The following is a 21,564-nucleotide window of genomic DNA, read 5'->3' on the forward strand; positions in this document are numbered from 1 at the left end:
CAGATTGCCGCCTGACTCGTTTAAGTACCGCTGAGGAGAAATGTGATGAACGATATCGCGCCCGCGATGCGCCGGGAGACCGATTCCTTCGGCGCCGTTTCGGTGCCCGCCCACCATTATTGGGGCGCGCAGACACAACGCTCCCTCGAGAATTTTCGGATCGGCACCGAAAAGATGCCGCATGCGATCATCCATGCCTTGGCCCTCGTGAAGCTGGCGGCGGCACGGGCCAACAGGAGCCTCGGCGTGCTCGATTCCGCTTTGGCCGAGGCCATCGAGCGCGCGGCGCAGGAGGTGGCCGACGGCAAATGGAACGACGAGTTTCCCCTCGCAATATGGCAGACCGGGTCCGGCACCCAGACCAACATGAACGTCAACGAAGTCATCTCGAACCGTGCCATCGAGATGCTCGGCGGGGTCATGGGGTCCAAGAGCCCCGTCCATCCCAATGATCACGTCAATCGCGGTCAATCGTCGAACGACACGTTTCCGACCGCGATGCATGTGGCGGCCGCGATGGAGATCGACGCCCGTCTGCTGCCGGCGCTGAAGCGGCTCGGCGACGCGCTCGAAGCGAAGTCGGAAAGCTTCAAGGACATCATCAAGATCGGGCGCACCCATCTGCAGGATGCCACCCCGCTCTCCCTCGGCCAGGAGTTCTCCGGCTATGTGGCGCAGATCCGCAATGGCACCGCCCGGACCGAGCGCGCCCTGTCCGAGCTGATGCCGCTGGCCCAGGGCGGAACCGCCGTCGGCACCGGCCTCAACACCCGTGCCGGCTTCGCCGAAAAGGTCGCGGCCGAGCTTGCCGCCCTGACCGGCCTGCCCTTCGTCAGCGCGGCCAACAAATTCGAGGCACTCGCGACCCATGACGCGCTGGTCTCGGCGCATGGCGCCCTCAATACCCTGGCCGTCAGCCTGTTCAAGATCGCCAGCGATATCCGCCTGCTGGGGTCGGGCCCGCGTGCCGGGCTCGGCGAGCTGATCCTGCCGGAGAACGAGCCCGGCTCATCCATCATGCCCGGCAAGGTCAATCCGACGCAATGCGAGGCGCTCACGATGGTCTGCGTGCGCGTATTCGCCAATCACCATGCGGTGACGTTCGCCGGAAGCCAGGGCCATCTCGAGCTCAATGTCTTCAAGCCCGTCATCGCGGACGCCGTGCTGCAGTCGGTCCGCCTTCTCGCCGATGCGAGCCTGAGCTTCACCGAACATTGTATTGACGGCATCGAAGCCGACCGGCAGCGAATCAGTGATCTGGTGTCGCGGTCGCTGATGCTGGTGACCGCCCTGACGCCGCTCATCGGCTATGATGAGGCTGCTCATCTTGCAAAAGCTGCGCATCGCAACGGTACCACTCTACTTCAGGAAGTATTGGCAGCGAAAATCATGGACGAAAAAACTTTCCATGATGCAATGAGCCTTGCGCGAATGATCACAACAGCTAAAGAATAACCCGACCGCTTATGTTTGATGAAGGTATACGGAGTAAGCTAAACTGACTGGCTCCGCCGAACCGATTCAAGTATCGCTCACACATGAAGGGTTTCCGTTTCGGGTGAATTTATGACCGACATTATAAATTTGGGACGTGTTCGCAAGGCGAAGGCCAAGGCCGCCGCCGAGCACGCCGCTGCCCAGAACCGCCGTATTTTCGGGCAGTCACGCTTAGAGAAAGAAAGACTGAAGGCCGAACGCGATGGAGCCGAACAACGTCTCGATGGGCATCGGCTCAAGCCTGTCGACGAAGAGTGATGTGACTGCCATGAAAAGCAAAGTTATCAAGCGTTCGATCGTCATCGCCGGGCACAAGACAAGCGTGTCGCTGGAGGATGCGTTCTGGGAAACGTTGAAGGAGCTTGCGGCCGCGCGTGACGTGACTCTTTCCGACATGGTTGCCGAAATCGATGCCACGCGCTCTCAGGGCAACCTGTCCTCGGCGATCCGTCTTTTCGTGCTCGACAACATCCGTCGGAGCTGAATTGCCGGCTCCCGGATCCCTGCTCCATTTTTCTGCGGAAGGCCCGGGCAATACATGGTCGCGGAAGTCGATCCCCCCTCCCGCCGGGGCCGGAAACTTGGGCGGCCTATACGGCCTTCCAGGGCTCCCCGATCGATAGTTATACCTCGGCCTGCCGGCAGATGGAGACGGCGGCAAGTAAAGCCGCGCAATTGTACGAAAAATAGGATGTCCTGGGATTCGCCTCCCGCCGCCCTTCCACGGACGAGCGAATGAGAGCCGCTCCGGCAGCCTTTTCGCGGGCGGCATGTCGCAGGCGCGACTATCGAGAAGGCTGCGGCTGCACCGGCGGAAGCGGCGGAAAGGCGCGAGGTCCATTGGTGGGCGTTCCCGACCGCGCGCGGCCGGGCGTGGCCGGCGCCCGCGGCACGGCATCGAGCGAGGGAAGAGCGACAGGCGGGGCGGGCTGCGGCGAACTCTGCGGATTGGCGACAGGGGCGGCGGAATTCTTCTGGGCCTGCGCCTTGCGCCGGGCGTCGTCGATCGCCTTCTGCATCTGCTGGGCCTCGGCCCGCCGGGCATCCTCCTGCGCCTTCTCCTGAGCCTGGCGTTCAGCCTCCAGCGCTTCGAGCTTGCGCGCCTGCCGTTCGACGGTCCGGATGCTGAGCCAGGCCGTCAGGCCGGACACGTCGACGTCGCGCTGCAACGCGTCGAGCGGGCCGCTGAGCAGCACGGGGACGGTCGGCGCCGGTCCGCCGAGGCCATCCTTCGGGTCGGGCGGGGTGAGCACGATATTGGCCTTGGCGGTCAGGTCAGACATGTCGAGCAGGCCCGAGACGTTCAGGCCGATGCCGTTCGCAGAGGCGAGCGTGGCAGGAAGGCGGACGACCCCTCCGGCCAGCAGGAGGTTGCCGCTGAGGCTGCTGGTCGCGAGCGGCTTCATCGCGAGGCTCTGTTCGAACGCCGGCTTGATATGAGCCGCATCGGGCTTCAGGCCCCCGTCCACCGCCGCCATCGTCTCGGCGAAGGCGCTGTCGGAAAAGCCGGTGAGGACCGGGTTCTTCAGGTCGAGCGTGCCGCCCCCGGTGAGCGAGGACATCAGGGCATCGGGCGAAGCGCCGGTACCCTGGAAGTCGACGCCGGTCGTCAGCATCCCCGTGAGCACGGGCGTATTCACCGCCACGTCGCGCAGGGAGAAATGGCCCGTCACCGCAGTGTCGACGATCGTCCGCGACAGCTGCAGCGCGCCGCTCACCGCACCGCTGCCGAGGCTGGCCGAAAACCTGTCGACGTTGACCTTGCCGCCCCCGAAGCTGATCGCTGCCCGCACCCTGCCCAGTTCCGGCAGACGGCGCGACAGGCGCAGCGCGTCGGCCGTCACGGTCAGCTTGCCTTCCACATTGTCGAACGTGCTCTTTCCGAACGGTTCGTCGGCCCACGCATTGCCGTTCGCGTTGGAGCCCCCGAGGTCGGCGCCGGCGAAGAGCGAGCCGAGAAGCGCCGCGTCGGCGCGCAGGAATCCGAGCTTTCCCTCGACATGCTCGGGGGAGCCGGTGTTGATCGTGAGCGCGCCGGTCACCGGCATGCCGAGCAGCGTGCCCGAGAGGTCGTCGAAGACGAAACGGCCGGCCCGCAGGCGAAAGCCGGTCTCGACCATGGCGCTCTGCGCCGGCGTCACACCGGGAAGGGCGATGCCGAGAAGCTGGGCGGGCACCTGCGCGTCGTCGGTGCTGGCCGTGAGGCGACCGTCGAAGGCGGGGTCCTCGAACGAACCCGTCATCTTGCCGGTGCCCGACAGGCTGACACCGGCGCCGTCGAAACCGGCGTTCCAGCGCATGGCGCCGTCGAGAGGCCCGGAAAGCGCCATATCGAGCGAGGCGCGGCCGGGTATGCGGGCGGCCGCGGGATCGAGGCCCGCCTGCCGCAGCAGCGTCGCGACGTCGAAACTGTCGGCCTTGATGCGGATGTCGGCACTCTCTTCGCCGCCGCTGCCGCCGAATTCGGCATCGAACTGGGCGACGCTGCCGCCGAACTTGCCGTCGACCGAATAGCGGCGCGAGGCGCCGAACGCGATCGCCAGGCTCGCATTGGCGGGCGAAAGCGATGCCGCCCGGCTCGCAAAGGCGTTGACCCAGAAGGACGGCAGGGAACTGCGCTTGAGCGCCGCCGCCAGCCCGGTAAGGTCGCGGCCGTCGAGCACGACCCGAATCTCGCCCTGCGGCTGGGCGCCGATATTGTCGATGCGCCCGTTGGCCGTCAGGCTCGCGCCGTCGAGATCGTTGACGACGACGTCCTCGAGGGCGATCAGCTTGCCGCCGGCCTTGATGCGGCCGCTGACGGATTTCGCTTCCACGCCGGAAAATGCCAGCGCCTGCGCCGCGATCCTGATGTCCGCTTCGCTGAAGATGTCGCTGCGGCCGGGCAGGAGCGCCGCCATCGAAGGCAGGACGTCGAGGTCGATGCGCTCGGCGGCGAGGTCCGCTTCGATCCGGCCGGCGTTGCGATCGGGCGACAGCCGCTTCCAGCCGAGCCGGCCCTTGACCTTCGCTTCGTCGACGGCGAGCGCGAAGTTCGACAGATCGACGCCGTTGGCATCGGCGCTCAATTCGGCCGCGAGCGTCAACTGACGGGCCGCGTTCGGCCGTGGCGGCAGGACGGCACCCTGCAGCCAGCCGATCAATCCGGTCGCCTGACGCGACTGCAGCGACAGGCTGCCCTTGAAGCCGCCGGCATCGGCCTTCACGTCGCCGGCGAGAAGCAGATGCGAACGGCCGGGAAGATCGGTCTCCAGCCTGTCGACGCGCCAACGCCCCCCGGACGCCCGCAGATCGGCCCGCATGTTCTGCAGGAGTTCGCCGCCCAGCATGGCACCGTCGACGGACAGGGCGATATGGGCGCGCGGCGGAGCGCCTGCGAAATCGGGCAATGCCTCAGCGACCTGGGCCAGGACCCGCGCCGGCGCTTGCCTCTCCTGCGGTCCGACGCCGGCGAAGCGATCGATCTCCAGTTGCGCTCCTCTGAAGGAGGCTTCCAGCGATGGCTCCGTCCCGAGCGCCATCTCGAGCGTGCCGTCGAGTTTCAGGGCCCGCTCGTCGGGGCCGAGCTGGATCGTCATCTTGTCCGACGTGAGCGCCGCAGGCGTGAGAAGGACGGCTCCTGAGACGGTCCATGGCGTATCGGGCTGCCCGGTGCCGCCCGTGGCATTGATGACGGGCCGAGCGAGGGTCGCCGTTCCGGCAAAGCGGGGCTTGCCGTCGCGTATGCCGGCTTCGCCGTCGAGATCGATGGTGACCGGCCTGTCGGCGGGAACCAGGCTCGCCCGCAGATGCAGTCCGCCGTCGGCGACGATCCCCGTCGTCAGCTTGAGCGTATGCGGCACGCCGCCGAAGCGGACGCCGCCCTCCGCCCTGTAGGGCCCGAGGAGCGAGCGTGAATCGCCGACCAGATGGATGTCGCTGAACGTCACGTCGCGGCCGGCGGCCTCGTCCATATACCTTACGGTACCGTCCTGGATCTCGAAGCTCTCCAGCGTCGCATCGGCGGAAACCAGGCCTTTGCTCAATGGCTGCAGCGATCCGTCCTTGCCGGTGGCAAGGGTCAGCCTGGGGCTGCGGATGACGAGATTGGAGAGGTTGATGTCGCCCCGCAGAAGGCCCGCCAGGCTGACATCGCCATTGATGGTGCCGACGGTCAGTTTCGTCGCGCCATTGGGATCGCCGATGACGACGTCGCCGACGGAAAGCCAGGGCTGCGGCAGAATTCTCGCCTGGATCGTCCCCCCGATGACGACCGAGGTGCCGAAATGCTGGGACAGGCGCGCCGATATGTCATCGCGCCAGGAATTCCAGTCGACGTAAAGCGGCGCGGCAAACACGGCCGCGAAGGCGAGTATCAGCAAGAAACCGACAACGGTGAGCGCCTCGCGCACGCCGGACTTCCTTATTAACGCCGGCCGGGCAAGGCCCCGCATGGCATGCCCGCGCGGTCCCCTTCCCTGCCTTTTCCAAGAGCAGCCCCGTCTGTCACGTCACCATGGTTTATTCCGGGCAGCTTCCGGTCTGTGATACGGGCTCGCGCGATCGAGCACAACGGCGGCGAACGCACGCTGCCCGTACGCCGATGCCCGTGGTCGACCTTGCGGCGACGCATCGCTTCGCCGGAGCTTCCGTCCTTATGGGGGTTGAAGACGGCCTGCGGACCATAGCCGGTGCGGACGCGGCGGGCTACCCGCAATACGCCGCGGCGAAAATAGAACTCGTCACAATAAAAAGACGATATTCTGAAAAAAAGTTCCGTTCGTTCACAATTTTACCAAATATTTAGATTTGAGTAAGGGCCGGACGAAATTTGTGCTAAGAGAACCGGGCCGGGACAAGTGCAAATGCACAGATCGGCTGCTGTTTTCGGATGAGTCCAGCGATATCGGGAATCCGGACAGAAGGGGCGGTAGAGACAAGCCGTTCGTCATCACAGCGTCGCGACAATCAAAGAACGGTATCTCTCGCTTATGGTGAGGTGGGTACACTATGTTACGCTTGATCAGCGCTGCCGCAGTCATGCTGGCGTTGGGTGTCTTCGGCGCGGGCTTCTATACGGTCGGTACGCACACGGTCCAAAATCCCCTGGCAAGGGCGGAACCGGGCAGCCGCATCGCGGCTGCGAACATGCTTGTATTTCTCTCGGTGGACAAGCAGTCGCAGCAGGCGGGCTATCTGGATGGTCGGCCCGTACCGTCAGGGGTGACGATGCCGATCATCGTGCACGTCAAGCCCAGGGAAGCCAGCAATGCAGGGACCAAGGAGACCACGCAACCCGTGGTCGTCACGCCGTAGGCAAATGGCGATGGCGCGTCGGATCGACGGCGCGCCTCACGAAGTTCACGAGCAGGCGAGCGTCGCGGTGGCAACGCCCGCCTGTTGCATTTGAGCGCGGCGAAATGCCGCTCCGTGGGATCCTGATATCCGCTCCGGAAAACGGGAGCGTTCCAGCTTCGGATCGAATCGGCAAGAAGCGCAAAATTCGTTTCACACCAATCGGTTAAATTGGTGATCCTCTCCTGCTTGAACGCATTTTGCTCAAGGCATGAAGATCTTGCCCGGATTCATGATGCCACGGGGATCGAGCGCGTTCTTGATCGCGATCATCATGCCCAGGGCCGCCTCGCCATGCTCGGCAACGAGATATTTGCGCTTGCCCTGTCCGACACCATGCTCGCCCGTGCAGGTTCCCTCCATCGCGAGGGCCCGCTGCACCAGCCGTTCGAGAAATCCCTCGCAAGCCGCGACCTCGCCTGCGTCCGTCATGTCGATCAGCGGCTGCACGTGGAAATTGCCGTCGCCGACATGACCGACGATCGGCGCGACGAGGCCGGTCCGATCGATATCGCGCCGCGTCTCCGCCACGCATTCGGCCAGGCGCGAGAGCGGCACGCAGACATCCGTCGCAACGCTGCGTGCGCCCGGACGCAGCGCTCCGACCGCCCAATAGGCATTGTGCCGGGCGGTCCACAGCCTGGTGCGGTCTTCCGGCTTGGTCGCCCAGCTGAAGGGGCCGCCCCCGAATTCGGCGGCGATCTCGCCGAAGCGTTCGGCCTGCTCCGCCACCCCGGCCTCGCTGCCGTGGAATTCGACGAACAGCATCGGCGTTTCCGGCAGATCGAGCTGGGAATAATTGTTGGCCGCCCGCACCATCAGGGCATCGAGCAGTTCGATCCGGGCCACGGCAAGCCCGGACTGGATCGTCGCGATCACCGTATCGCAGGCCGCCTGCTCCGACGCGAACGGACAGATGCCGGCACTGATGGCCTCGGGAATGCCGTGCAGGCGCACCGTCAGCTCGGTGATGACGCCGAGCGTCCCCTCCGAGCCCACCATCAATCGCGTCAGGTCATAGCCGGCCGAACTCTTTTTCGCGCGGCTCGCCGTGGTGACGATCTCGCCGCTGGCGAGCACCGCCTTCAGCGACAGGACATTGTCCTTCATCGTGCCGTAACGGACGGCGTTGGTGCCGGAAGCACGCGTGGCCGCCATCCCTCCGAGCGACGCGTCGGCGCCCGGATCGATGGGAAAGAACAGGCCCTGGTCGCGCAGATAGTCGTTGAGCTGCTTGCGCGTCACGCCCGGCTGCACCACGGCGTCGAGGTCTTCCGCATGCACGGCCACGATGGCATTCATGCGGCTCATATCGATCGAGATGCCTCCGGAGGGCGCGTTGACGTGCCCTTCCAGACCGGTACCCGTGCCGTATGGAATCACCGGCACGCCCCGTTCGGCGCACAGCGCCACGACGCTCGCCACTTCCCCGGAATCGAGCGGGAACACGACGCCGTCGGGCGCCTGGGCCGGCAGCCATGTCAGCGTGCTCGCATGCTGATCGCGCAGGGATTGGGCTGTGGAGAAGCGGTCGCCGAACCGCTGCGAAAGGCCCTCGCACAAGGCAGAAAGGCCCTCTGCGGTGTAATGGCGAGGGTTTTCGGTAAAATTGACCATGATTTGATGCTTTTCCTTGAGGTGTCCGGCGTTTTGCATACACTGCCGTCCCAGGCCCGCAGCAGCAAGTGACCGCAGTAAATTTCTGCTTTCCCGCCGCGAGGGATGGCCTGGCCATCCGGGCCACGACGGATTCCAAGAGACGCGGTGATATGTTGCGAGGGAGCGGATATGTTTGACGCCAGCAAGGTACCCGCGCTTTTCTTTGCGCCCTTCGTTTCATCTCCGATGTATATCCAGCCGCATTGGATCGACTACAATGGCCACCTCAACATGGCCTATTATCACGTGCTGTTCGACAACGCCCTGGGCGAGGCGCTGTCGCTCGTCGGTCTCGGCGAGGATTATATGCAGGAACGCGGCATGTCGTTCTTCACCGGCGAGGTCCATGTCGTCTACAAGCGCGAACTGCATCTCGAAGACCCGGTGCGCGTTCGTCTTCAGCTCGTCGGCTATGACGAGAAGCGCCTGCACATCTACGAGGAATTGTGCCATGCCGTCGAGGGCTGGGTGGCGGCGACCTGCGAGCTGATTTCGCTCAATATCGATCTGGCGACCCGCCGCGTCGCCCCCTTCCCCAGCGACATCATCGACAATCTCGCGGAGATGCGCTCGTCCCACGGCCACCTGCCGACTCCCGAGATCGTCGGCCGCGCCATCCATATGCCGGAAAGGCTCAGCCGGCAGTAACGCGGGACGCGCGGAACCGGTCCGAAGCCGGCGGCCTCAGCCGCGCGCCGAGGCAAGGCCCCGCGCGCCGTCCGCCAGCGACTTCGCCCCGAAGCCGATGAAGACGACGCCGACGACACGCGTCACCCAGACCCCGTAGCGCGAGAAGAAGCGGCGCACCGGCGGCAGGCCGATCGCGCAATAGAGGATGGCATAGGCGGCCAGGAAACCGAAGAGGGCGCTGACGATCAGGGCCGGGGTGTCGCTCCAGGTGATCTGGCTGCCGTGCGGCGCAACCAGGGCGCCGAAGGTCGCCAGGGCCACCGGATAGGATTTCGGGTTGGTCAGCCCGAAGAAGATGCCGTTGACCAGCGGCCGCTCGGCGCCGATCACGGCGGCCTTGCCGTCCCGGCTCGTCATCACGGCCCTTGCGCCCATATAGATCAGATAGAGGCCGCAGCAGATGCCGAGCACGTCGAACAAAGCCGGCCCGACCTGGCTGACCCCGATGATGGCCGCGAGCGCCAGCACCGACCACAGGACGTCGCCGACGAGATGGCCCGCCATGAACCAGGCACCCGGCCCCCGCCCCTTGGCCGCCCCGAGCGCGAACAGCGCGAGGAAGGCAGGACCGGGCGCGATCGTGTAGATGAAGCCCGCCAGGAAGGTGGCGAAGGCGAGCGAAGCATCGATCATGGCTATCTTCCCGTATACGGTGGGCCTATTGCTGCACGGCCCTCGCCTGCGTTCAAGCGGCATCTTCCCGCGGGCTGGAAACCCCTGGGGATCGCCCCCGTCGGACCGGTTTTGCCGCCGATCGGCGGCGCCGGCTCGCAATCTCGACGGGGCGCCCCATCTAAGCCATGATTCACCCCGAATGGAATCACCCTGAAAGTTTGCCCTTGTCCGAACCTCGCTCCCCTTCCCCCGCCCATGAGCCGGCTGCCGGCGGCATCGCCGCGCGGGCGCTCGCGGCGGCACGGCCGGCCGCCTATCTGGGCGGGCTCAATCCCGAGCAGCGCGCGGCGGTCGAGACCCTCGACGGACCGGTGCTGGTGCTCGCCGGGGCCGGCACGGGCAAGACGCGTGTCCTGACCACCCGCATAGCCCACATCCTCGCGACCGGCCGTGCCGCGCCGCATCAGATCCTCGCGGTCACCTTCACCAACAAGGCGGCGCGCGAGATGCGCGAGCGCATCGGCGTCCTCATCGGCCAGAGCGTCGAGGGCATGCCCTGGCTCGGCACCTTCCACGCCATCGGCGTCAAGATCCTGCGGCGGCATGCCGAGCTGGTCGATCTCAAATCGAACTTCACCATCCTAGACACCGACGATCAGGTGCGCCTGATCCGGCAGGTGATCGACGCCGCCGGCATCGACGAGAAGCGCTGGCCGGCGCGGCAGCTCGCATCGGCCATCGACGGGTGGAAGAATCGCGGCCTCACGCCGCAGCAGGTGCCGGCCGGGGAAGCCATGTCCTTCGCCAACGGCAAGGGCGGCGAACTCTATGCCGCCTATCAGGCCCGGCTGAAGACGTTGAACGCGGCGGATTTCGGCGATCTCCTGCTCGAATGCATCCGGCTGTTCCGCGAGAATCCGACCGTCCTCGCCGAGTATCACCGCCGCTTCCGCTTCATGCTGGTGGACGAATATCAGGACACCAACGTAGCCCAATATCTGTGGCTGCGGCTGCTGGCGCAGACGCCGGCCGGGCAGAAGCCCAATCTGTGCTGCGTCGGCGACGACGACCAGTCGATCTATGGCTGGCGCGGCGCGGAGGTCGACAACATCCTGCGCTTCGAGAAGGATTTTCCGGGTGCGGCCGTGATCCGCCTCGAGCGCAACTACCGTTCCACCGGGCATATCCTCGGTGCCGCCGGCCACCTCATCGCCCATAATGAAGGACGGCTCGGCAAGACCCTGTTCACCGATGACGAGGAGGGCGAGCGCGTCACCGTCGCCGGTGCCTGGGATTCGGGCGAGGAGGCCCGTGCGATCGGCGACGAGATCGAGGCGCTCCAGCGCAAGGGCCATGCGCTCAATGACATCGCCATCCTGGTGCGGGCCTCCTTCCAGATGCGCGAATTCGAGGATCGCTTCGTCACGCTCGGCCTGCCCTATCGCGTCATTGGCGGCCCGCGCTTCTACGAGCGCGCCGAGATCCGCGACGCCCTCGCCTATTTCCGTGCCACGATGCAGCCGGCCGACGACCTCGCCTTCGAGCGCATCGTCAACGTGCCGAAGCGCGGGCTCGGCGACGCCACCATCCAGATCCTTCACGATTACGGCCGCCGCAACGGCGTGCCGATGATGCAGGCCGCCCGCATCCTGTCCGAGACCGAGGAACTCAAGCCCAAGCCGCGGCAGACCGTGCGCGACCTCATGGCGTCCTTCGCCCGCTGGGCCGGGCAGGTCGATACCCTGCGCCACCAGGACCTGGCCGAACTCATCCTCGAGGAATCCGGCTATACCGAGATGTGGCAGAAGGACCGTTCGGCCGAGGCGGCGGGGCGGCTCGAGAACCTCAAGGAACTGGTCCGCTCGATGGATTCCTTCGAGAACATGGCCGGCTTCCTGGAGCACGTCTCCCTCGTGATGGATGCGAGCGAGGAAGGCGCCAGTGAGGACAAGGTCTCGATCCTGACGCTGCACGGCGCCAAGGGCCTGGAATATGACACGGTGTTCCTTCCCGGCTGGGAGGAAGGCCTGTTCCCGCATCAGCGCTCCCTCGACGAGAACGGGCGCGCCGGGCTGGAGGAGGAACGCCGGCTCGCCTATGTCGGCCTCACCCGGGCCCGCCGGCGCGCCAAGGTGTGGTTCGCTTCCAATCGCCGCATCCATGGATTGTGGCAGGCGACCATCCCCTCCCGCTTCGTCGACGAACTACCCGCAGCCCATGTCGACGTCGTCGAGCAGTCGGCGGCCTACGGCTCCGGCGGCTCCCTCGGCATGAGCCGCTTCGACCGTGCCCAGCCCTTTTCCGGCTCGACCTATTCGACCCCGGGCTGGCAGCGCGCCAAGCAGAACATGGAATCGGGCTTCAAGGCCGCCAATGCGCCTCGCCGCGAACCTCTCACCATCGAGGGCGAACTGGTGGCGCGCTCCACCGGCACGGCGTCGGCCTACAAGATCGGCGACCGCGTCTTTCATGTGAAATTCGGCTATGGCGAGGTGGCCGAGATCGACGGCAACAAGCTCACGGTCGATTTCGACAAGGCCGGCCGCAAGCGGGTCGTCGACAGTTTCATCGACGCAGCCTGATCCCGCCCTGGGTCCGTACACGCAATTTGTGATTGGCCCGCGGTGGTTTTCCGGGCCAATCTGCCGCTCCCCATTCGACAATATCACGACATTTCGGAGGAAGCGGTCATGCAGCTCGGTCTTGCAGGCAAGGGAGTTTTGGTCACGGGCGCCAGCACAGGCATCGGCGCCGCGCTGGCGAAGGCCTTCGCGGCCGAGGGCGCCCTGGTGGCGATCCACTACAATGCGAGCGAGGCGGAGGCCGCGGAGGTGGCGGCGGCCATCACGGCGGCCGGCGGCACGGCAAAGCTCTTCCGCGGCGATTTCGGCCGGCAGGGCGAAGCCAGAAGAGTGGTCGAGGAGGCCGCCAAGGCTCTGGGGCGCCTCGACATCCTCGTCAACAACGCCGGCGCGCTGATCCGGCGCGCGCCCTTCGTGGAAATCGACAGGGAGCTCTACGAGCAGGTCCTGAACCTGAATGTCGGCTCGCTGCTCGAGGCGTCCCAGGCGGCGGTACCCCATATCGAAGCGCAGGGCGGCGGCGCCATCATCAATCTCGGCTCGATCGCCGGCAACAATGGCGGCGCGCCCGGATCCGGCATCTACGCCACCGCCAAGGCGGCCGTGCACAATCTCACCCGCAACATGGCGATGGAACTGGGCGGCAGGAACATCCGCGTCAACGCCATCGCCCCCGGCGTGATCCTCACGCCGTTCCATGCCGCGACGCCGCCCGAGCGCCTCGAATTCGTGCGCAAGAGCACCCAGTTGGGGCGCCTCGGCACAGCCGAGGACTGCGTCGGACCGGTGCTCTTCCTCGCCTCCGACGCGATGAGCGCCTATGTCACCGGGCAGATCCTGCACGTCAACGGCGGACAGCTGATGCCGGCATAGCCGCCGCCCGGAGCTACCACGCCACGTGCAGCGCCGTCAGCCCGTGGAAGTGATAGGTGTCGCCGTAGAGCGCCTCGCCGTCCAGGCGCAGAGCGGGCAGGCGCTCGAACAGGATCGGTAGGGCGACTTCGAGTTCGAGGCGCGCCAGCGGCGCCCCGACGCAGAAATGGATGCCGCCGCCGAAGCTGACATGAGGCGGCCGCTCGCGTTCCGGCCGGAACGCGTCCGGCTCCTCGAAACGCTGCGGGTCGCGATTGGCCGCGCCGAGCAGCAGGCCGATCTCCTCGCCCCTGCGGATCGTCACCGGACCGAGCGCGATGTCCTCCAGCGCGTAGCGGCGGAACATGTGCAGGGGCGGGTCGAAGCGCAGGATCTCCTCGACGGCGTTCTGCGTGTCGGCGAACGCATCCGCCGGCGCCAGCCCCGACTGCAGGACCGCCTTCACCCCGTTGCCGATGGTGTGGACGGTCGCCTCATGGCCGGCATTGAGCAGCAGGATGCAGGTGGAGATCAGTTCGTCCTCGCTCAGGCGGTCGCCCTGCGCCTCGGCGGCGATCAGATGGCTGACGAGATCGTCGCGCGGCGAGGCCCGCCTCCGCCCGACATAATCGCGCAGGAAGGCGCTGAAATCCCGCGCCGCCGCGACGGCCCGGTCCTCGCTCTCGCGCGTGCGGCTGAACTGGTACATCGCCACCATGCGATGCGACCAGTCGAGCAATTGCGGCGCCATCTCGGCGGGCACGCCGAGCAGCTCCGCGATCAGGATCACCGGGATGGGCGTCGCGAAGGCACCGATCAGCTCGGCCCGCCCCTGCCCTTCGAACCGGTCGATCCGGTCATGGGCCAGCGCCGCGATACGCGGGCGGAGCCGCTCGACCTGGCGGGTGACGAAGGCCCGGTTGACGAGGGTGCGCAGGCGCGTGTGGACGGGCGGCTCACGCTCCAGCATGGAATGGGCGTCCACGGCGTAGAAGGGCGCCAGATGCGCGGGGGGCTCGGGCCACCCGAGCTCGGCCCGCGTCGCCACGTGCAGGATCTCCCGGCCCAGCCGCTTGTCGCGGAAGAGATCGAAGACGAGGGCGTGGCTCGCCGCACACCAGCAGCCATAGTCCTGCCAGTGGAACAGCGGCGCGACCTCGCCGATCGCCCGATAGGCCGGATAGGGATTCTGTACGAAATCCGGATCGCGCGGGTCGAGGCGGATCGTCGAGCGTGCGGCGTCGATCGTGAGGCTGGCGGGCAATGTCATGACGGCAGGCCAATGGGTTTTACGATCCAGCGGAATCGCCGGATGGGCAAGGCGTGACGAAATAGGAAGCCGGAGTAAATGGCGTTACCGCGGCAACGGCGTCTGCCCCGGCATTTCCTTTCGGGCCGGCGCCCGCCGACCGCCCGAACGCTCTTGTCTTGCGCGCGGGGCGAGGGCATGACAGGCGCATGCTCCAGTCCCCTCTCCCCACCATCAATCCGAATCTGGTCGACACGGCCACGCCGCCCATTCCGGAGGCGCAGGGCTGGGCGCGGGCCTATGATGGAGCGGCAGGTCCGCTCATCGACCTGTCGCAGGCGGTGCCCGGCTATCCGCCGCACGCCGACCTGCTGGAGCGCCTCGGCCGTAGCGCCGGCGAGGCGGCCACGGCGAGCTACGGCCCGATCCAGGGCGACACCGTCCTGCGCAAGGGCTATGCGGCCCATGTCGCCGCGCTCTACGGGGGCGATGTCGACTGGCGGGACGTCGCCATCACCACCGGCTGCAACCAGGCCTTCTTCATCGCCGCGATCGCCGTGGCCAAGGCCGGCGATTCCGTGCTGCTGCCGACCCCGTGGTACTTCAACCACAAGATGACGCTCGACATGCTCGGCATCGAGGCGCGGCCCCTGCCGAGCCCGGCCGACGGCGGCTTCGTCCCCGACGTCGACGCCGCCGCCAGCCTCATCGACGCGACGACGCGCGCCATCGTCCTCGTCTCGCCCAACAATCCGACCGGCGCGGTCTATCCGCCCCGCACGATCGAGGCCTTCGCGGAGCTGTGCCGCCGGCGCGGCCTCTTCCTCATCCTCGACGAGACCTATCGCGATTTCATCGCAGGGCGACCGCACGGACTCATCGCTTCAGGCGACTATCGCAACACCCTGATCTATCTCTATTCCTTCTCGAAGAGCTACTGCATCCCCGGCCATCGGCTCGGCGCTCTCCATGCTTCGCCCACCCTCTCGCCGGAGATCGGCAAGATCCTCGACACCCTGCAGATCTGCGCGCCGCGCACCGCCCAGGCGCCGGTTGCCTGGGGCATCGAGGGCCTCGCCGCCTGGCGCGAGACCAACCGGCTCGAGATCGAACGCCGGGCCGAGGCCTTCCGGCAGGCCTTCGCCGGCGTAAACGGCTGGAAGATCGATGCGGTCGGCGCCTATTTCGCGTTCCTGCGGCATCCCTTTCCCGGGCAAAGGGCGGCGGACGTGGTCAGGGAGCTCGTCGCCCGCAGCGGCGTGCTGTGCCTGCCCGGTCCCTATTTCGGGCCCGGGCTCGAAGGCCATATGCGGGTCGCCTTCGCCAATGCCGACATCGCGGCGATCGGCGCGCTCCGGGAGCGCTTCATGCGGTTCAGCCCTTCGTGACCCAGGGAGGCTCAATTTTCATTGCCCTTCGCCGGCCGGCGCGATAGCCAAGCACATGCTCGAAGGTCTGCATCCCAACAATCCCACCCATGTCGCCCGCATCGTCACCGACGAGGCCCGGGCGCGCCGCATCGCCGATCTGCTCGGCGAGAGCTTCGATCCGACGGAGACCGCCATTGCGGCCTTCGAGCGCGAGGACGGCACGCCCCGCCCACCCTGGCTCGTCGAGGTCTATTTCCGCTCCGACCCCGACAGGCAGGCGGTGGGCGACCTCATCGCCCTCGCAGCCGGGCCGGACGTCGAGGTCGCCTTCGACAGTTTCGGCGACAAGGATTGGGTGGCGGCGTCGCTGGAAGGCCTTGCGCCGGTGCCGGCGGGGCGCTTCACCATCCATGGCAGCCATGACCGCGCCCGCGTGCCGGCCAACACCATCGCCATCGAGATCGAGGCGGCGCTCGCCTTCGGCACCGGGCACCACGGCACCACGCGCGGCTGCCTGCTCGCGCTCGACGCCCTGCTGAAGCGCAAGCGGCCGCAAAGGCCCCTCGACATCGGCACCGGCACCGGCGTGCTCGCGATCGCCGCGGCCCGTGCCCTCCACCGGCGCGTCCTCGCCTCCGACATCGACCCGGTCGCGATCGCCACCGCGCGCAACAATATCCGCTTCAACCGGGCCGGCGCCTTCGTGACGGCCATCGTCGCCCGCGGCACCACCGCCGGGCCGATCCAGGCCGGCAAGCCCTACGATCTCGTCTTCGCCAACATCCTTGTCGGGCCGCTCGTGCGCCTCGCCGCGCCCATGGCGAAGCTGCTGGCGCCGGGCGCGACGGTGATCCTGTCCGGGCTCCTGCACGCCCATGCCAATGCCGCCCTCGCCGCCTATCGGGCACAGGGCCTGCATCTCGTCCGCCGCATCCCTCTCGACGAATGGACCACGCTGGTCCTCGCCAACGGAAGGGACAAGCCGAGATGATCCGGGTGCCGGGGACGGCATGTCCCCGGCCGCCCTCGAAGACGCCAGACTGCGATGAAGATGCGGACGGGGATGTCCGCGCTGCCGGGGCATGAGATGACCACATTCCAATCCTTCGACGAGATCTCCCAACCCGCGCTCGGCCCGGCCCGCGTCAAGGCCCTTCGCGAGAAGCTGGCCGAGCGAGGGCTCGACGGCTTCGTGGTGCCCCGTTCGGACGAGCACCAGAACGAGTATTGCCCGCCATCCGAAGAGCGCCTGGCGTGGCTGACCGGCTTTGCCGGCTCGGCGGGAATCGCCATCGTGCTCGCTGCCGAAGCGGCGATCTTCGTGGACGGCCGCTACACCGTGCAGGTCCGCGAACAGGTGGATACCGGCACGTTCACGCCGCGTCATCTCGTCGAGGAACCGCCCGAGCGCTGGCTGGAGCGGACCCTCGCGCCCGGCGCCCGCCTCGGCTACGATCCGCGCCTGCAATCGATCAACGAGGTCGAGCGGCTTCGCGCCGCCTGCGAAAAGGCGGGGGCCGCGCTGGTCCCCGTGGAGGACAATCCGGTCGATGCCATCTGGGCCGACCGGCCCGCGCCGCCTCTCGCCTCCATCGTCCTGCACGACGTTTCCCTGGCCGGCGAAAGCAGCGGATCGAAGATCGAGCGGCTGCAGGCAAAGCTCGCCGAGCAGAAGATCGACGCCGTCTTCACCAATGACGCGCATGCCTGCGCCTGGCTGTTCAACATCCGGGGCGGGGACGTCTCGCATACGCCGCTGCCGCTGTCCTATGCACTGGTCCCGGCCAGCGGCGAGCCGACGCTGTTCGTCGACGGCCGCAAATTGTCCAACGCGGTGCGCGACAATCTCTCCCATCACATGGCGATCGCCGAACCGGGCCGGATGGAGGCGGTGCTCGCCGCCGAGGTGAAGGGCAAGACGGTCCGGCTCGATCCTACGATGGTGGTCGAACGCTTCGCCACGCTCGTCGAGCGGGCCGGCGGCAAGGTGCAGAAGGGCAGCGACCCGATCGCGCTGATGCGGGCGGTCAAGAACGAGGCCGAGCAGGCGGGTGCGCGTGCCGCCCATATCCGGGACGGCGCCGCCTTCGTCAGCTTCCTGGCCTGGTTCGACCGGACGGCGCCCGAAGGGACGGAGACCGAGATTTCGACGGCGGAGGCGCTGGAGCATGCCCGCAGCGAGACCGGTGTCCTGAAGGACCTCTCCTTTCCGACCATCTCCGCAGCCGGCCCCAACGCCGCCATTCCGCATTATCGCGTCAGCCGCGCCTCCAACCGGCCGGTCACGCCGGGCCTGTTCCTGATCGATTCGGGCGCCCAATATGTCGACGGCACCACCGACATCACCCGCACGATCGCCGTCGGCGACGTGACGCCCCTGATGCGGGACCGCTATACGAGAGTTCTCAAGGGTCACATCGCCATCGCGCAGGTCCGCTTTCCTAAAGGCGCGTCCGGCTCGCAGCTCGACAGCTTCGCCCGCGCCGCGCTGTGGGAGGTCGGGACGGATTTCGACCACGGCACCGGCCACGGCGTCGGCTCCTACCTGTCGGTGCATGAGGGCCCGCAGCGGATCTCCAAGCTCGGCACCACGCCGCTCGAGCCCGGCATGATCCTCTCCAACGAGCCGGGCTACTACCGGGCCGGCGAGTTCGGCATCCGCATCGAGAACCTGGTGTTGGTGGAAGCGGTCGAGATCGAGGGCGCCGAGCGCCCGATGCAGGGCTTCGAAACGCTGACGCTGGCCCCCATCGACACCCGGCCGATCGACGTCGGTCTTTTGACCCGATCGGAGATCGACTGGCTCGATGCCTATCACCGGCGCGTTCGCGAGGTGCTCTCTCCTCTCGTCGAACCGGACGAACGGGACTGGCTGGAACGGGCGACCGCTCCGATCGGGTGAAACCGCGGCCCTGTCAGAGCGTTGCAACGAAGATACGATTCGGAGGTTCAACGGACATGACGGCACGGGACTGGTTTCGCGCCTTGGTCTGCGTCCTGCTTTGCCTGGGTATCGCCCTGATCGGATCCTACGCGACGGTCAGCGAGATCCCGGTCTGGTACGCCAAGCTCACCAAGCCGATATGGACGCCGCCGAACGGCGTCTTTCCGATCGCCTGGACGCTTCTCTACGTGATGATCGCCGCCTCGCTCTGGCTGTTGTGGAGCCGCACGCCGCCATCGCCGAGGCGCAGCCTCGTGCTCGCGCTCTTCCTGGTCCAGCTCGCTCTCAACGCCGCATGGTCGCCCGTGTTCTTCGGCGGCCACGCGATCATGACCGGTCTGGTGGTGATCGCCGCGCTCGCCGTCGTGCTCGCCTTCACCGTCCGCAAGGCGTTCGCGCTCAATCGCGCGGCAGCCTGGCTGCTGGTGCCCTATCTCCTCTGGGTCTGCTATGCCCTGTCGCTCAACGCGGGCATCGCCATCCTCAATCCCACGTCCTGACTACCGCCCCCGCCCCCTATCCCAGGCCCCGTCGCGCGACATGCCGGTCAGGGGACCGGCACACCGTCAGGCGTTCTGCGCGCCGCTCACCAGGTCGAACCACTCATCCTCGTTGATGACCTTGACACCGTGCTTCTGCGCCTCCGCGAGCTTCGAGCCGGCGCCGGGGCCCGCCACCACGAGATCGGTCTTCTTCGACACCGAGCCGGAGACCTTCGCGCCCAGCCGGTCGGCCATCGCCTTGGCTTCGTCACGGCTCATGCGCTCGAGCGCGCCGGTGAACACCACCGTCTTGCCCGCCACCGGGCTCGCGGCCTGCGGCTTCTCGGCGTCGGCGATGCGGATCTCGGCCGTCAAGCGTTCGAGAACGGCGAGGTTGTGGGCCTCGCTGAAATAGGCGCCGACCGCTTCCACCACGGTCTCGCCGATCTGATCGATGGCGTCCATCTCGGCCGCCGCTTCCTCATCCTTGGCGGCGATGCGCAGGGCCGCCTGCTCGAAGGACGTCCAGGAGCCATAGGCCCGCGCGAGCTGACGGGCCGTCGTCTCGCCGATATGGCGGATGCCGAGCGCGTAGATGAAGCGCTCGAGCGGCACCTCCCGCCGCGCCTCGATCGCCGCGAACAGGTTGCGCGAACTCGTCTCGCCGAACCCTTCGCGATCCCTGAGCTTCTTGAGGTTGCGGCGATCGCGGGCGGCCAGGGTGAAGATATCGGCGGGCTCTCGCACCGGCAGTTCGGTGTCCTCGAAGAAGGAGGCGATCTGCTTTTCCCCCAGCCCCTCGATGTCGAAGGCCCGACGGGAGACGAAATGGCGCAGATGCTCGATCTTCTGGAACGGGCAGGCGAACTCGCCCGAGCAGCGCCGCACCACCCCCTCCTCGCCGGTGGCGGTGCTCTCGCGCACGGTCGGGGTCCGAAGCGGACAGGGACAGGTCTCAGGCGCGCGATAGGGAACGGCGCCCTCCGGCCGCCTTTCGAGAACGACGCCCAGGATCTGGGGAATGACGTCACCGGCGCGTTGCACGATGACGGTATCGCCGATGCGCACATCCTTGCGCGCGATCTCGTCCTCATTGTGCAGGGTCGCGTTGGAGACCACCACGCCGCCGACGGTGACCGGCTGCAGCTTGGCCACCGGCGTGAGAGCACCGGTCCGGCCGACCTGGATCTCGATGTCGCGCAGCAGGGTCGTCGCCTTCTCGGCGGTGAATTTATGGGCGGTGGCCCAGCGCGGCGAGCGTGATACGAAGCCGAGCCGCTGCTGCAGGTCGAGGCGGTCGACCTTGTAGACCACGCCATCGATATCGTAGCCGAGGCTCGAGCGCTGCGCCTCGATCAGGCGGTAATGGGCGAGCAGTTCCTCGACGCTCCGGCAGCGCACCATCAGGGGATTGACGGCGAAGCCCCAGCCCGCGAAGGCGCGGACCACGTCATATTGCGTATCGCCCGGCAGCGAACTCGCCTCCCCCCAGGCATAGGCGAAGAAGTGCAGCGGCCGGCTCGCGGTGATCGAGGCGTCGAGCTGGCGCAGCGACCCGGCGGCGGCGTTGCGCGGATTGGCGAAGAGCGGCCTGCCCGCCTCGGCCTGCCGCTCGTTGAGCGCCGCGAAGTCGGCATGGCGCATATAGACCTCGCCGCGAATCTCGAAGCGTTCGGGAACCTGGCCATGCAGCGTCGCCGGCACGTCGCCGATGGTGCGGACATTGGCGGTGACGTCCTCGCCGACCGCGCCGTCGCCCCGCGTCGCCGCCACCGCGAGCCTGCCCTGTTCGTAGCGCAGGGAGCAGGACAGGCCGTCGATCTTCGGCTCGGCCGTGACGGTGAGGGGCTCCTCCTCGGCCAGGCCGAGAAAACGGCGGACACGCGCCACGAATTCAACGACGTCCTCGTCCGAGAAACTGTTCGAAAGCGACAGCATCGGCACGCGATGCCGGACCTTGGCGAATTTCTCGGAGGGTGGCGCCCCCACCCTGTCCGACAGGCTGTCGCCCGTCTTCAATTGCGGGAACCGCGCCTCGAGCTCGCCATAGCGCCGACGCAGGGCATCATATTCGGCGTCGCTGAGGCGGGGCGCGTCCTCCTGGTAATAATGCCGGTCCGCTTCGGCCAGCAGGCCTGCGAGAGCCAGATAGTCGGCTCGGGCCTCTTCCTCGCTGAGATCGGCGACGGGCTTGGTATTGGTCATGGCGGGCAACCGGCTAGGATGGGATGCCGTCGCTTAGCACAGCTTGGGCATCGAGGGCAGCAGAGCCGGCGCGAAAGCCGGCATG

General features: G+C 67.0%; 16 protein-coding genes. 11 read left to right on the plus strand and 5 right to left on the minus strand.

Translation table 11 applies throughout. The annotated features are described in order from the left end of the window. Window positions 1-45 precede the first annotated feature (45 nt). From fumC to J3R73_RS25075, 3 genes are all read left to right on the plus strand, one after another. Complete coding sequence (gene fumC / locus J3R73_RS25065; RefSeq protein WP_307433737.1) at window positions 46-1,455, plus strand: class II fumarate hydratase; 1,410 nt, start codon at window positions 46-48, stop codon at window positions 1,453-1,455. 111 nt (window positions 1,456-1,566) lie between these two features. Next, the gene (locus tag J3R73_RS25070) at window positions 1,567-1,755 is read left to right on the plus strand and encodes a DUF4169 family protein (RefSeq protein WP_307433739.1); all 189 of its coding nucleotides are present in this window, start codon (window positions 1,567-1,569) and stop codon (window positions 1,753-1,755) included. 10 nt (window positions 1,756-1,765) lie between these two features. Further along, window positions 1,766-1,981 (plus strand): ribbon-helix-helix domain-containing protein, encoded by a 216-nt coding sequence (locus tag J3R73_RS25075; RefSeq protein WP_307437672.1) that lies wholly within the window; start codon window positions 1,766-1,768, stop codon window positions 1,979-1,981. A 301-nt stretch (window positions 1,982-2,282) separates the two neighbouring features. On the opposite strand, the gene J3R73_RS25080 is transcribed toward J3R73_RS25075, so the two are convergent. Further along, window positions 2,283-5,888 (minus strand): AsmA family protein, encoded by a 3,606-nt coding sequence (locus tag J3R73_RS25080; RefSeq protein WP_307433740.1) that lies wholly within the window; start codon window positions 5,886-5,888, stop codon window positions 2,283-2,285. Between the two features lie 598 nt (window positions 5,889-6,486). Here J3R73_RS25080 and J3R73_RS25085 point away from each other — a divergent pair. Then, window positions 6,487-6,792 (plus strand): hypothetical protein, encoded by a 306-nt coding sequence (locus J3R73_RS25085; RefSeq protein ID WP_307433742.1) that lies wholly within the window; start codon window positions 6,487-6,489, stop codon window positions 6,790-6,792. A gap of 243 nt (window positions 6,793-7,035) precedes the next feature. Here J3R73_RS25085 and J3R73_RS25090 read toward each other — a convergent pair whose 3' ends face one another. Further along, complete coding sequence (locus tag J3R73_RS25090; RefSeq protein WP_307433744.1) at window positions 7,036-8,448, minus strand: FAD-binding oxidoreductase; 1,413 nt, start codon at window positions 8,446-8,448, stop codon at window positions 7,036-7,038. Window positions 8,449-8,619: 171 nt separating this feature from the next. Between J3R73_RS25090 and J3R73_RS25095 the strand changes: the two genes are divergently transcribed. Then, window positions 8,620-9,138 (plus strand): thioesterase family protein, encoded by a 519-nt coding sequence (locus J3R73_RS25095; protein ID WP_307433747.1) that lies wholly within the window; start codon window positions 8,620-8,622, stop codon window positions 9,136-9,138. A 36-nt stretch (window positions 9,139-9,174) separates the two neighbouring features. Here J3R73_RS25095 and J3R73_RS25100 read toward each other — a convergent pair whose 3' ends face one another. Continuing rightward, on the minus strand, window positions 9,175-9,813 hold the full coding sequence (locus J3R73_RS25100; protein WP_307433749.1) for a LysE family translocator: 639 nt from the start codon (window positions 9,811-9,813) through the stop codon (window positions 9,175-9,177). 167 nt (window positions 9,814-9,980) lie between these two features. Between J3R73_RS25100 and J3R73_RS25105 the strand changes: the two genes are divergently transcribed. After that, window positions 9,981-12,377: an ATP-dependent helicase gene (locus J3R73_RS25105; RefSeq protein ID WP_307433750.1), complete on the plus strand. Its 2,397-nt coding sequence runs from the start codon at window positions 9,981-9,983 to the stop codon at window positions 12,375-12,377. A 108-nt stretch (window positions 12,378-12,485) separates the two neighbouring features. Further along, window positions 12,486-13,250: an SDR family NAD(P)-dependent oxidoreductase gene (locus tag J3R73_RS25110; protein ID WP_307433752.1), complete on the plus strand. Its 765-nt coding sequence runs from the start codon at window positions 12,486-12,488 to the stop codon at window positions 13,248-13,250. A gap of 13 nt (window positions 13,251-13,263) precedes the next feature. On the opposite strand, the gene J3R73_RS25115 is transcribed toward J3R73_RS25110, so the two are convergent. Beyond that, entirely contained in the window at window positions 13,264-14,499 is a 1,236-nt protein-coding gene (locus J3R73_RS25115) for a cytochrome P450 (RefSeq protein WP_307433754.1), read from the minus strand. A gap of 188 nt (window positions 14,500-14,687) precedes the next feature. On the opposite strand from J3R73_RS25115, the gene J3R73_RS25120 reads away from it, so the two are divergent. The 4 genes from J3R73_RS25120 (at window position 14,688) to J3R73_RS25135 (ending at window position 19,292) form a co-directional block, all read left to right on the plus strand. Continuing rightward, window positions 14,688-15,866, plus strand: a complete 1,179-nt coding sequence (locus tag J3R73_RS25120) for an aminotransferase (RefSeq protein ID WP_307433756.1) — start codon at window positions 14,688-14,690, stop codon at window positions 15,864-15,866. A gap of 55 nt (window positions 15,867-15,921) precedes the next feature. Then, window positions 15,922-16,839: a 50S ribosomal protein L11 methyltransferase gene (locus tag J3R73_RS25125; protein ID WP_307433758.1), complete on the plus strand. Its 918-nt coding sequence runs from the start codon at window positions 15,922-15,924 to the stop codon at window positions 16,837-16,839. Window positions 16,840-16,935: 96 nt separating this feature from the next. Continuing rightward, the gene (locus tag J3R73_RS25130; RefSeq protein ID WP_307433760.1) at window positions 16,936-18,750 is read left to right on the plus strand and encodes an aminopeptidase P family protein; all 1,815 of its coding nucleotides are present in this window, start codon (window positions 16,936-16,938) and stop codon (window positions 18,748-18,750) included. A gap of 56 nt (window positions 18,751-18,806) precedes the next feature. Then, window positions 18,807-19,292 (plus strand): TspO/MBR family protein, encoded by a 486-nt coding sequence (locus J3R73_RS25135; RefSeq protein WP_307433762.1) that lies wholly within the window; start codon window positions 18,807-18,809, stop codon window positions 19,290-19,292. A 66-nt stretch (window positions 19,293-19,358) separates the two neighbouring features. Here J3R73_RS25135 and ligA read toward each other — a convergent pair whose 3' ends face one another. Continuing rightward, window positions 19,359-21,479, minus strand: coding sequence for an NAD-dependent DNA ligase LigA (gene ligA, locus J3R73_RS25140; protein ID WP_307433766.1), 2,121 nt, complete (start codon window positions 21,477-21,479; stop codon window positions 19,359-19,361). Window positions 21,480-21,564: the final 85 nt, after the last annotated feature.

The organism is Labrys monachus (assembly GCF_030814655.1).
Taxonomy (GTDB): Bacteria; Pseudomonadota; Alphaproteobacteria; order Rhizobiales; family Labraceae; genus Labrys; species Labrys monacha.